This window comes from Solidesulfovibrio aerotolerans (assembly GCF_009856865.1).
GTDB lineage: Bacteria > Desulfobacterota > Desulfovibrionia > Desulfovibrionales > Desulfovibrionaceae > Solidesulfovibrio > Solidesulfovibrio aerotolerans.
This window is the reverse complement of record NZ_WVUD01000069.1, coordinates 1-11599: the sequence shown is the minus strand read 5'-3', so window position 1 is coordinate 11599 and position 11599 is coordinate 1. Positions and strand designations below refer to the sequence as shown.

Genomic DNA, 11599 nt, shown 5'->3' with positions numbered 1-11599 from the left:
GGCTGGTGCAACGAAATCTGTTTCAGCAATGTGAAATTCTCGACCTCATTGACCCGCGACGGCAACGCTTAAAACCAAACAATTCTAGCAGGCTATCTCTTCTAAATTAGCCGGACAGAAATGATGTCTGAATTAGAATTTAAAAGAACATGCTTGTCTGCGACCTTAAACGCATCAAGAATGTTATCTATCTCTTTCTTTAAGTATTCTTTTGAAGGTGGAAGTTTCAACTTTCCTTCTAGATGAAGGCGGACATCTTCTTCAGACAGGGTATTCCCTTCGATTGCTGTGGTAGCCAAAGCTCCTTTGGCTAAGTATACTTTGCTAAAATCCTTTGCTACGGCTGGCTTAAGAGGAACCCCCGCAAGGTGCTCGCACTTAGACTTGATTTCTCCCAGTGCGATCCATGTAAGGTAATTGACCCTTTCCATGTGAAACGAAAAGCTTATCCATGGATGACTGTCTTTATAGCCCACGGTATGACCTCGAAAAATCGTTTTATTTAAGGATTTTGTGTGGAATTATGCGTAAGCAGTGTCCGCGTTGAAGACTATCAGAGTGTCCAGGAAAATGTCAATTCTCTCCTCGTCGTTTGTCATTTCAAGCTTGGACTTTATATCGAGACAGCTTACTTGCTAGCCCATGCACATTTACCTCGCCGGCCCCCTCTTCACGCACGCTGAACGTGCCTATCTGGCCACCCTCCGCGACAGTCTGCGCCAGCTTCCCGGAGTCACGGTGACTTGGCCGGGCGACCTCTTCAACGACGCCCACCTTGCCAGCCTCGGGCCTGCCGCCAAACAGTATATTATGGAGGGCTGCCGGGATGCCATCCACGAGGCCACGCACGTGGTTGCCCTGCTGGACGGCACACAGGTGGACGACGGCACAGCTTGGGAGACCGGCTATGCCTACGCCCGGGGCCTGCCAATCTGGGGCCTCCGCACGGACTTTCGGCAGGCTGGCGATACCGCCCATTCGGTAGCAAACGCCATGATTGAATGCTCCTGCGCCCGGATCGTGCGTTCTGCTGACGAACTGCTGGCCGCTCTGGCTGGATGATTAAGGAGGGCCGGGCGTGGCGCTGAAGCGGATAGGGACGAGAGAGGCGGCAAAGCGGTTGGGGGTGTGCGCGGGTACGGTCCGCCGCTACATTCAAGACGGCAAACTGAACGCCTCAAAACTTCCTGGTGGGCACTACCGCATTCGCCCTGAGGATGTAGACGCCCTGATGGATGAAGATTTCAAAGTGCTCATGCTTGCCAGAAAGCACGGCATAATATGACCATCCAAGGCCCCTTCTTCTCCCTTGCAAATGCGGCCGAATATTGCGGTTATAAAAGCCCCGAACACTTCGCTGAGCTACTTCGAGGCTACGTGGTCCCCAAGCATGGCCCAAAACGAAACCGCTATGCGAAGTCCGTCCTAGATGCCTTCATGGCCTATCCCGAAACTTTCAGCAGAGACGCCCCGGCAAGGCGCTACGTCCCCCAAAAGGTTGTGGCGTAGTGATTTATCTGGAGCCTACACCTCCTTGTACAAGTCCTTTGTCCTGGCCCCAAGGGCCGCCGCGATGGTGCCCAGGGTATCTAGGGTGCAGCGGCCTATCAGGTCGCCACGGGCTCGCATAATGGTGCGGCTTGATACGCCAGCCAAGTCCGCCAATCCGTGAACGGTCGCGCCTTTTTTCTCCATCAACTCAGCGAGCTTGCTTTGGAACATGACTCTTCCTCCCTTGGTCTTATAGTAACAGGGTAACATGGGCGTTGACCCATTTCGTGGTCCTGCGTTACCATGAAACAGAAATGAAGCAGCCCGGCAAGGTGGTGGAACACCCGGCCGGGCCTGACCAACCCGAAACAATGGAGGTTTCGAGCATGGCTACCGACAAGCCTACCTTTTCGCACGTCCGCATTCAATCCCAATCCCACGACCTCGCCGCCGTCCGCGCCTGGGTGGCCCTCAAAGCCGCCTGCGGCCATTCCCGCCCGTTCTTTGGCGATGGCCCGGCATCGCTGCACGTGGAGCCATGCGCGCCAATCTGCCCGTTTCTGACGGGTGCGGAGGTGGCGTTATGAGCCGCTTCGCCTGTCTGACCCCGGCGCTATTCCGTGAACTGGACACCCTGGCCCGGACCTTCGCCGGCAAGCCCATTGTCGTGGAGCGTGCCGAGGAAATGAAGGGCTACTTCGGGTATGTGAACCCCATGGCGGCCGGCGTGCGCATCCGCCTGGGGGAACGTCAGTGCAAGGAAATGGTGCTCATCACCATCACCAACAAAATTGACCTGGACGCCTTTGCCGTGAACAAGGCCGGCGTGATGGATTGGGCCGCCATCCCGGCCGAGGACGCCTTCCGGTTCCTGGCGTGGCATGAGATCGCCCACGTGATCCACCTGGACCAGCTTCTATACTTCAACATGAGCATGGACGGCGTGCCCCTGGACATCAAGCGCCGGGTCTACCGTCTGGCCGAGGTCCGCGCCGACCGCCATGCCTGTGACGTGCTTTACCCCGGCAAGGAAATGCCGCTGCTGCCGGGAGCCGAAGAACACTTGGCCGAGATCAAGGCGACCGCCAGGAGGTACAAGGGGATTTTCGACAAGGCGAAGCGCAAGAAGCCGGTGGAGCCGCTTTCTACGGACCCAAGGGACTTTGTCCCGCTGGCCCACGAGAAGGGCATTCCCTGGGCTCCTGAGGTGGAGGCAGACCCGCTTTGCCCATGGGGGACGGTAGAGAATGGGCGGATCGTGCCGGCAGAGCGCGAGGTGGTGCAGGCGTAGGCGCGGGCCTCGGCGCAATCTTCAGGATTCTGAACTATGGGCGGCCTGACTCCCGGGTGGAGGTGGGCCGCTTCTACTTCATTAAAAGTTGAATGAGATACAATAGAAAACCACTACATCCAACGGTTAAAGATATATACAAGACTTGAAGCGATGCCTTGACAATCCTTCTGCCCTGGAGCTTCCCATCTATGCAAACATTCTTAGTAAACAACACCCAGTAGACTCGCACAAAATCAACTATAGATGGATCTCCATCTATGCACCTAACTTCGCTAAAAGATGATAAAATCTTCCAATGCCTCTTTAATATAGCTGTCCCAGTTAGAAATATTGGATCAATGTGCTTTTCTAAAATTATAAAATCTTCCCATGGTGTAATATCTTCTGTCCTTGCTGGATAAAGAATGCAAAAAACTAATCCATAACTATCTATATTATACGTTATCATTCCCCCTGATTCCGTAAGTAAACGCCTTCTGAAATGGGGCATGCCTGATTCGTCGTCTTGTCTTTCAACAACACTTTCAAATGGTCTCGATCCATAAAAAACATCAACAACACGCTCATTCTGGCCGCCCCACCTCCCGTTTGGAACGATATAAAAAGAAAAAATCTTTTTTCGCTCTTCGTGTTTTCGATCGTTCGCTACAACCTCTTCAAACAAACTATTCGAGAGTGACTTAAATAGTTCAAAACATCTCCTCCTTGAAAGGCGTTTGTCAAATCTCATAACACCTGTTCCTTATTACGTATCATTACTTGTACCGTGCCCGTTTGAGGACTGCCCACGGCTTTTCCCGTTTCAAATTCTTGAGCATGGGGGCGAGTACCATCGTTGGGTGGGGCTACTCAAGAGGGCGGGCCGGTGGACGGGCACGGCAGGAGGGAACGCAGTTGGACGGGCGGCATGAGCGGGCCAATCTTCACCCCGCTTCACCGTGCATAAACTTTTAGAGCGGGGCCAGAGCGGGGCCAAATGACTTTCCAACGTAAAAAGGGCTAAGCCCGCATGGCCTAACCCTTTGATTTTTATGGTGCTCCCGGCGCGATTCGAACGCACGGCCTATCGCTTAGGAGGCGATCGCTCTATCCGACTGAGCTACGGGAGCACATCAAACGCATGAAACGATGTTCATAAGGCCGCAAGATTGCTTCGGTTTCAAGCTGCAGGAAGCGCTGCAAACAACCAATATCACTGACCTTTCTTGCATAACAAAAAACGGATTTCCAAGCTTTGTCCACGAAAACAGGCGATTGACGCGCGCCGAACAAACTTTACTATTTCCCCGACAGCTTCTTGTCAAGAAACAGACAAGACCAAACCAATGGCTGCGGACCACACGCCCTCTCCCGGGGAGGCGCGCGTATCCCAGACCCAGGTTTACAACAGGGAAAAGCGGCGTATACTGGATTTGCTCATGCAACCAAACGCCGCAAACTGGACGCAACCGCATACAACCGTCCGCAACCGCTCCAAACGCGGAGACGGCCCACGAAAACAGGAGTTTTACATGGCCAAACGCATCCTCGCACCCCTTTTCGCAGCACTCGCCTTCCTGGCCTGGACCACCATGGCCCAGGCCCGAATCCCCTTGCCCGACATCACCGAACTCGTAGACAAGGACGGCCCCGCCGTCGTCAATATCTCCACCACCAAAACCATCAAGGCCCAGGAAGGCGCACGCGACCTCATGGAACAGTTCCGCAAACGCGGCGGCCCCATGGACGACTTTTTTGACCAGTTCGAAAAGCACTTCGGACCCCAGGGCCGCGGCGGCGGCAAAGGACAGAAGCAACGCTCCATGGGCTCGGGCTTCGTCATCTCTGCCGACGGCTACATCGTGACCAACAACCATGTGGTCGAAGGTGCCGATGAGATCAAGGTGCAGTTTAAAAACAACGAAAAGGGCCTGCCCGCCAAGATCATCGGCCGCGATCCCGAAACCGATCTGGCGCTGCTCAAGATCGAAGGCAAGTCCAATCTGCCCTATCTGGAATTCGGCGACTCGGGCAAGATCAAGGTCGGCGAATGGGTGCTGGCCATCGGCAACCCCTTTGGCCTGGACAATACCGTGACGCTGGGCATCGTCAGCGCCAAGGGCCGCATCATCGGGGCCGGTCCCTTTGACAACTTCATCCAGACCGACGCCTCCATCAACCCGGGCAACTCCGGCGGACCGCTGATCGACCTCGACGGCAAGGTCGTGGGTATTAACACCGCCATCGTGGCTTCGGGCCAGGGCATCGGTTTTGCCATCCCCTCCAATATGGCCAAGGACGTCATCGGCCAGTTGCGTGACGGTAAAAAAGTCCAGCGTGGCTGGCTTGGCGTCACCATCCAGGACATCGATGAGAACACGGCCAAGGCTCTGGGCCTGGAAAATACCAAGGGTTCGCTCATTACGTCGGTCATAGACGGCCAGCCCGCCGCCAAGGCCGGTATCAAGACCGGCGACGTCATCACCGCCGTGGCCAACCAGAAGATCGACAACTCCAACGATCTGCTGCGCCGCGTCGCCGCCATCCGTCCCGGCGAATCCATCGAGCTGTCCATCACCCGCAAGGGTTCCCCGGTCACGGTTAGTGTCACTCTGGGCGAGCGCGACGCCAAAAAACTGGCCCTAAATGGCCCCAACCAGAACGACGAGGGCGAGGCCGACGGCGACCAGATCGCCTCTGTCCTGGGCCTGTCGGTGCGCGGCTTGACCGCCAAGGAAGCCAAGGCTTTGGGCATGGACAAGGTGCAAGGCGTCCTGATAACGGAAGTGGGCGACGGCTCCGAGGCCGAACAGGCGGATGTCCGCCCGGGCGACGTGATCCTGGAAGTCAACCAACGTCCGGTGTCCTCGCCTGACGATTTCAAGAAGGTCGTTGCCGAAGACGGTAAGAAAAAAGGCGTGGTGATGCTGCTTATAAAGCGCCAGAGCCAGACCGTTTTTCGCACCGTGCCCATCGGGGAATCCAAGTAACGTTCCGACAACCTGCGTCGCCGACCGGGCTCAGCCCGGCCGGCGACGCACAGGCGCACACCATGGCCCCTTCCCCGATTCCTGCCGAGGAAACCGTTCTCCCCATCCCCTGCAAGGTCAATCTACGCCTTGCCGTGGGGGCCAGACGCCCTGGCGGCTATCACGACATCGACACCTTTTTTCTGCCCCTGCCCGAACCGTCCGACACCATGCGCCTGCGGCGCTACGACGAACCTGGGGATATTGATTTTACCTGCTCCGACCCGGAACTGGAAACCGACGACAATCTGGTGGTGCGGGCCTACCGGGCCTACGCCGCCGCCACGGGCTACAGCCCCCGCCTTGATGTCTGCCTGACCAAGCACATCCCCCACGGGGCCGGGCTTGGCGGCGGGTCTTCGGATGCTGCGGCCTTGCTGCGCTATGTCAACGACCGGGCCGGTGCGGCCGCCTTGGCCGCGTCCGACTTGGCCAGCCTGGCCCTGACCCTTGGTGCGGACATCCCGTTTTTCCTGCTGGGCAGTCCGGCCATGGCCACGGGCGTGGGCGAAACCCTGCTCCCGTCCGACCCGGGATTGGCCGGCTGGTGCGCCGTGGTGGTGTGCCCGACAGCCCGCGTCAAGACGGCCTGGGCCTACGCCGCACTCGACGCCGCCCGGGCTTTTCCGGAGAAAGCCGGACATTCCCGCTTGACAAGTGTTTTTGACACCAATAAAAGGGCGTTTTGCGTGACCGGTGCACCCATGCGAAACGACTTTGAATCCGTCGTCTTCGCCGCCCACCCCGAACTGGGGCGGGTCAAGGAGCGTCTGCTGGCCCTTGGGGCAGCGGGCGCGCTTCTTTCGGGTACCGGTTCGGCCGTGTTCGGACTCTTTCGGCAGCGCCAGACGGCCAGTCTGGCCCTGGCGGTCCTGTCGGGAAGCGGCCCGCGCGTCTATCTTGCGCCGCTGTAAGGGTGCAAACAGACCGCCTGTTTTTTTTGACGAGTGTCCGCCCTCGGCGGACCGGCATACTGGGGCGTCGCCAAGTTGGTAAGGCACGGGGTTTTGGTCCCCGCATTCGAGGGTTCGAGTCCTTCCGCCCCAGCCATTTTTCGAGACAAACGGCCCGTAGCGACGACGGGCCACCACCATATCCGAGGATTGGCATGGCGCAAGGCGATCTCAAAATCCTGACCGGCACTTCCAATCCCGGACTGACCGAGGCTATTTGCGACCACCTGGGCTGCACCCTGCTGCCCGCCAAGGTCGGCACGTTTAGCGACGGGGAAATCCGGATCGAAGTCGGGGCCAACGTGCGCGGCTCGGATATCTTCGTGGTCCAGTCCACATCCTATCCGGTCAACTACAATCTGATGGAACTGTGCCTGATGCTCGATGCGCTCAAACGCGCCAGCGCCCGGCGCGTCACGGCGGTGGTGCCCTATTACGGCTACGCCCGCCAGGACCGCAAGGTGGCTCCCCGGGCTCCCATCAGCGCCAAGCTCGTGGCCGATTTCCTCACCGTGGCCGGCATGAACCGCCTGCTCACCATTGATCTGCACGCCGGCCAGATCCAGGGCTTTTTCAACCTGCCCGTGGACAATCTGTTCGCCGCGCCCATCATGGCCGAATATTTCAAGGACTTCTCCGGACCCGACCTGTGCGTGGTCTCCCCGGACGCCGGCGGCGTGGAACGCGCCCGGGCCTTTGCCAAACGCCTCGGAGCCAGTCTCGCCATCATCGACAAGCGCCGCGATGCCCCCAACCAGGCCCAGGCCATGCACGTCATCGGCGACGTCAAGGGCAAGCTGTGCGTGGTGCTCGACGACATGATGGACACCGCCGGCACCATGTGCCAGGCCGGGGTGGTGCTGCTGGACAACGGTGCCCGCGAAGTCATGGCGGCCGCCACCCACCCGGTGCTGTCCGGCCCGGCCATCGAGCGCCTGGAGAATTCGCCGTTTACCCAGATCGTGACCACAAACACCATTCCCCTAAACGACAAAGCCAAAGCCTGCGCCAAGATCAAAGTCCTGTCCATTGCCGGACTGCTGGCCAAGGCCATCCATAATATCCACACCGAATCGTCGGTGAGCGTGCTGTTTACCTGATTCAGGCGACGCACGACCCGTTCTCGCTCAAACATGTTTCGCCTCAGGGCGCAAAGGAGATACCTGCTATGAAAGAGACCCTTTCCCTCGCCGTCAAGACCCGCGCGGGCCGCGGCAAAGGAGCCTGCCGTAAACTGCGCGCCGAGGATCTGGTTCCCGGCGTGTACTACGACGCCAAGGGCATCAACATTCCGGTCATGGTGGAGCATCTGCCCCTGCAAAAGCTCTACTCCAAGACGCTTTCGGCCCATGTTTTCGATCTGCTGATCGACACCGACGCCGGCCAGGAGACCAAGCCGTCCCTGGTGTGGAAGGTCGTGCACCACCCGACCAAGCCGCGCATCACCCACGTCGATTTCTACGGCGTGGACCTGACCAAGGAAATCGAGGTCCATGTGCCGGTGGAAGTGGTGGGCAAGTCCAAGGGCCAGATCAAGGGTGGCACGCTGGAGATCTACCGCGATACCATCGAAATCATCTGTCTGCCCCTGGCCATTCCCAACAAGATCGTCATCGACATCACCGATCTTGAAATCCACGAGACCATCCAGATCGCCGACGTGATCCTGCCCGAAGGCGTCAAGGCCGTCTACGAAAACAACTTCGCCGTGCTCGGCGTCATCACGACGGTCGCCGAAGACGCCCCGGCCGCAGGCGCCTAGCCGACGGTCCGATCCGTTTTCGCGTGTTGCGGGCGGGGTGCGTTTCCGGCGCGCCTCGCCCTTTTCCGCGCAAACGCTTCCCGCCGCACCTGCTTATGGCTGTTTGCGCCCTCATCGTCGGCCTGGGCAATCCCGGGTCCCGTTACGCTGCCACGCGGCACAATTTCGGCTTCATGGCCCTGGATGCCCTCTATGACCGCGCCCGGGAACTCGGCGGCGCGCCCAAGGCCGCCCTTACCGGCCGCAAGGACCTGGAAGCCGTCACCCTGTCGCTGCCCGTGCTGCCCGGCGGTGCCTTTGCCCAATTCACTTGCGTTAAACCGCAGACATTTATGAATTTAAGCGGTCGGGCGGTGCGCGCGGCCCTGGATTTCTACAAACTCGCCCCCGAAGACGTGTTGGTTGTCCACGACGAACTCGATCTGCCGCTTGGGCGCATGCGCCTCAAACGCGGCGGCGGCAACGCCGGGCACAACGGACTCAAATCCCTGACCCAGGAACTGGGCAGCCCGGATTTCGTGCGCCTGCGCCTGGGCATCGGCCGCCCCGAGCCCGGACGCGACGTGGCCGGCTTTGTCCTGGAACCCTTTGGCCGCGACGAGACCCCGCTTGTGCGCCGGGTCTTGCCGGCAGCGGTCGCAGGTGTCATGACTTTTTTTGAAGACGGGCTTGATGCGGCCCAGCGTGCGGTGGGCGGTTTCGACGCCGCTGCCGGCTAACGACCGGCAAGCCCCCTTGGTTCGGGACCTCCCGGGCCGCTGCCTCGCCACCTTGCCGGCCGTTGCCGGAATACGTGGACACAATCCGACAAGTACGTTATTTTCATTTCAAGACGGCAGGCGTGCATTTGGTTTTCTGTACGCGTTATCCCGCAAGGAGTCGCCCGGTGTTTTCCGAGGATCAACTAGTCGTTTATCCCGCTCAGGGCGTGGGCAGGGTCGAACGCATCGAGACCCAGGTCATCGGTGGGGCCTCGGCTGCTTTTTTTATCGTGCGCATTTTAAGCAACAACGTCACGCTCATGGTGCCGGTGAAAAACGCCGCCAACGTGGGACTGCGCGCCCTGTGCACAGCCGACGAGGGTGCCGCCATCATCGAATCCCTCAAGGACCGCTCCGATTTTACCGGGTACACCGGCCAGAACTGGAACCGGCGGTACCGGGAGTATTCCGAAAAGCTCAAAAGCGGCGATCTCTCCGATGTGGCCTACGTGCTCAAGGAGCTGCTGCTCATTGGCCAAAACAAGGAACTGTCTTTCGGCGAACGCCGGCTGCTCGAACAAGCCACCAGCCTGCTCACTCTGGAGCTGGCCCTGGCCCTTGGCAAAGAGCAGCAGGACGTCAAAGACATCATCAACGAAATCTTTGCTGACGTTTTACAACCCAAACCCGAAGAATAGCGCTGCCGACCGGATCGATGCGGCAACGGACGCATAAGCGCCCTTGACAGCCTCTGGAAAAAGTATATGGATCGTTTCAGATCGTTGCCGGTCTTTCCTCCACTACCCCTGGTTCCCGTAAAATAGCGAGTTAGCTGTCGCTCCTGTCGAGTGCGGCCATAACGAACTCACGTTGCATCGGGATTTCACACACTATCAATCTATGCGCACGTCTGCGCCGGGCTATTCCTGTGAGCAACGCACCTAAACGCCGTGGGCGTACTCCTTCGCCTCCTCAAGGCCCAGTGCTTTCCGATCCCATCGAAAGCGACGATATCCTTCAACCTTCGACCGTCAAATCCAGCCTCCTGGAGGGGAACTCCATGAACCTCTCCGAGCTCAAGCTGAAAAGCATGCCGGAGCTCATGGATTTGGCCGTCCAATACAACGTCGAAAACCCCAACGGCATGCGCAAGCAGGAGCTCATCTTTGCCCTGCTGCAAAGTTGCGCCTCCCAAAACGGGGCCATCTTCGGCGAGGGTGTGCTGGAGATACTGCCCGACGGGTTCGGTTTCCTGCGCTCGCCCATGTACAGCTACATGCCAGGCCCCGACGACATCTACATCTCCCCCTCCCAGATCCGGCGCTTTGGCCTGCGCAAAGGCGACGTCATCTCCGGCCAGATCCGGCCGCCCAAGGAAGGGGAACGTTATTTCGCCCTGCTGCGGGTCGGTGAAATCGGGTTTGCCCCGCCGGAAGCCTCGCGCAATCTGGTGCTCTTTGACAACCTGACGCCGCTGTATCCCGAGAAGCGCTTCGTGGTCGAAAACGGGGCCGACAACTTCTCTGCCCGGGTCATCGATCTGCTTGCCCCCATCGGGCACGGCCAGCGCGGTATCATCGTCGCCCCGCCCCGCACCGGCAAGACCATGCTGCTCCAGACCATCGCCAACTCCATCAGCGCCAACCGCCCCGACGTCTTCCTCATCGTGCTCTTAATCGATGAGCGCCCCGAGGAAGTCACGGACATGGAGCGCACGGTCAAGGCCGAAGTGGTCTCGTCGACCTTTGACGAGCCGCCCCAGCGCCACGTCCAGGTGGCCGAAATGGTCATCGAAAAGGCCAAGCGGCTGGTCGAACGCAAGATCGATGTGGTCATTTTGCTCGACAGCATCACCCGCCTCGGACGCGCCTACAACGCCGTCACCCCCTCCTCCGGGCGCGTGCTCTCCGGTGGTCTCGACGCCAACGCCCTGCAACGGCCCAAGCGCTTTTTCGGCGCGGCCCGCAACATCGAAGGCGGCGGCTCGCTCACCATCATCTCCACCGCACTGATTGACACCGGCTCCCGCATGGACGAAGTCATTTTTGAAGAGTTCAAGGGCACCGGCAACATGGAAATCTACCTGGACCGCCATCTGGCCGAAAAGCGCGTCTTCCCGGCCATCGATATCAACCGGTCCGGCACCCGCAAGGAAGAACTGCTGCTCGATCCTGACGTGCTCAACCGCGTCTGGATTCTGCGCAAACTGCTCGCCCCCATGAACCCCATCGATTCCATGGAATTTCTCCTTGGCAAGATGCGCGGCACCAAGAGCAACCGTGAATTCCTCGATCTGATGAACCGCTAGTCCGTCACAGGGCACAGCCTTTCGCGCCAGGGGAACCCCTGGCAGGTTCCTGCCCCGGCGGCGGCGCGCGACCGGATGGTTA

14 protein-coding genes and 2 tRNA genes are annotated in these 11599 nt (G+C 59.1%); 12 read left to right on the top strand and 4 right to left on the bottom strand.

The genetic code is table 11. The annotated features are described in order from the left end of the window. Positions 1 to 101: 101 nt before the first annotated feature. Positions 102 to 476 carry a Fic family protein gene (locus GTA51_RS20760; RefSeq protein WP_211922666.1) on the bottom strand — a complete coding sequence of 125 codons (375 nt, stop codon included), beginning with the start codon at positions 474 to 476 and terminating at the stop codon, positions 102 to 104. 166 nt (positions 477 to 642) lie between these two features. Here GTA51_RS20760 and GTA51_RS19335 point away from each other — a divergent pair, with 166 nt between their 5' ends. Next, positions 643 to 1062, top strand: a complete 420-nt coding sequence (locus tag GTA51_RS19335; protein ID WP_160964043.1) for a nucleoside 2-deoxyribosyltransferase — start codon at positions 643 to 645, stop codon at positions 1060 to 1062. A gap of 16 nt (positions 1063 to 1078) precedes the next feature. After that, complete coding sequence (locus GTA51_RS19330) at positions 1079 to 1285, top strand: helix-turn-helix domain-containing protein (protein ID WP_160964041.1); 207 nt, start codon at positions 1079 to 1081, stop codon at positions 1283 to 1285. A gap of 239 nt (positions 1286 to 1524) precedes the next feature. On the opposite strand, the gene GTA51_RS19325 is transcribed toward GTA51_RS19330, so the two are convergent. Continuing rightward, on the bottom strand, positions 1525 to 1722 hold the full coding sequence (locus tag GTA51_RS19325; protein ID WP_160964039.1) for a helix-turn-helix domain-containing protein: 198 nt from the start codon (positions 1720 to 1722) through the stop codon (positions 1525 to 1527). 83 nt (positions 1723 to 1805) lie between these two features. On the opposite strand from GTA51_RS19325, the gene GTA51_RS19320 reads away from it, so the two are divergent. Together GTA51_RS19320 and GTA51_RS19315 are read left to right on the top strand one after the other, a co-directional pair. After that, positions 1806 to 2078: a hypothetical protein gene (locus GTA51_RS19320; protein ID WP_246198242.1), complete on the top strand. Its 273-nt coding sequence runs from the start codon at positions 1806 to 1808 to the stop codon at positions 2076 to 2078. Next, positions 2075 to 2782, top strand: coding sequence for a hypothetical protein (locus GTA51_RS19315; protein WP_160964037.1), 708 nt, complete (start codon positions 2075 to 2077; stop codon positions 2780 to 2782). Before GTA51_RS19320 ends, GTA51_RS19315 begins: the two co-directional genes overlap by 4 nt. A gap of 73 nt (positions 2783 to 2855) precedes the next feature. On the opposite strand, the gene GTA51_RS19310 is transcribed toward GTA51_RS19315, so the two are convergent. Both GTA51_RS19310 and GTA51_RS19305 read right to left on the bottom strand, forming a co-directional pair. Beyond that, positions 2856 to 3515, bottom strand: coding sequence for a hypothetical protein (locus GTA51_RS19310; protein WP_160964035.1), 660 nt, complete (start codon positions 3513 to 3515; stop codon positions 2856 to 2858). A gap of 302 nt (positions 3516 to 3817) precedes the next feature. Then, positions 3818 to 3894: transfer RNA gene (locus tag GTA51_RS19305), tRNA-Arg, on the bottom strand. Between the two features lie 402 nt (positions 3895 to 4296). On the opposite strand from GTA51_RS19305, the gene GTA51_RS19300 reads away from it, so the two are divergent. From GTA51_RS19300 to rho, 8 genes are all read left to right on the top strand, one after another. Next, positions 4297 to 5754: a DegQ family serine endoprotease gene (locus GTA51_RS19300; RefSeq protein ID WP_160964033.1), complete on the top strand. Its 1458-nt coding sequence runs from the start codon at positions 4297 to 4299 to the stop codon at positions 5752 to 5754. 62 nt (positions 5755 to 5816) lie between these two features. Continuing rightward, a complete protein-coding gene (gene ispE / locus GTA51_RS19295; protein ID WP_160964031.1) occupies positions 5817 to 6707 on the top strand; it encodes a 4-(cytidine 5'-diphospho)-2-C-methyl-D-erythritol kinase in 891 nt (296 codons plus the stop codon). 60 nt (positions 6708 to 6767) lie between these two features. Further along, a tRNA-Gln gene (locus GTA51_RS19290) sits at positions 6768 to 6843 on the top strand. A gap of 58 nt (positions 6844 to 6901) precedes the next feature. Beyond that, a complete protein-coding gene (locus GTA51_RS19285) occupies positions 6902 to 7846 on the top strand; it encodes a ribose-phosphate diphosphokinase (RefSeq protein ID WP_160964029.1) in 945 nt (314 codons plus the stop codon). Between the two features lie 68 nt (positions 7847 to 7914). Beyond that, a complete protein-coding gene (locus tag GTA51_RS19280) occupies positions 7915 to 8508 on the top strand; it encodes a 50S ribosomal protein L25/general stress protein Ctc (protein WP_160964028.1) in 594 nt (197 codons plus the stop codon). 95 nt (positions 8509 to 8603) lie between these two features. Beyond that, positions 8604 to 9227: an aminoacyl-tRNA hydrolase gene (gene pth, locus GTA51_RS19275; RefSeq protein ID WP_160964027.1), complete on the top strand. Its 624-nt coding sequence runs from the start codon at positions 8604 to 8606 to the stop codon at positions 9225 to 9227. A gap of 167 nt (positions 9228 to 9394) precedes the next feature. Next, a complete protein-coding gene (locus tag GTA51_RS19270; RefSeq protein ID WP_160964026.1) occupies positions 9395 to 9907 on the top strand; it encodes a CarD family transcriptional regulator in 513 nt (170 codons plus the stop codon). 362 nt (positions 9908 to 10269) lie between these two features. Then, on the top strand, positions 10270 to 11517 hold the full coding sequence (gene rho, locus GTA51_RS19265) for a transcription termination factor Rho (protein WP_160964025.1): 1248 nt from the start codon (positions 10270 to 10272) through the stop codon (positions 11515 to 11517). Positions 11518 to 11599 lie beyond the last annotated feature (82 nt).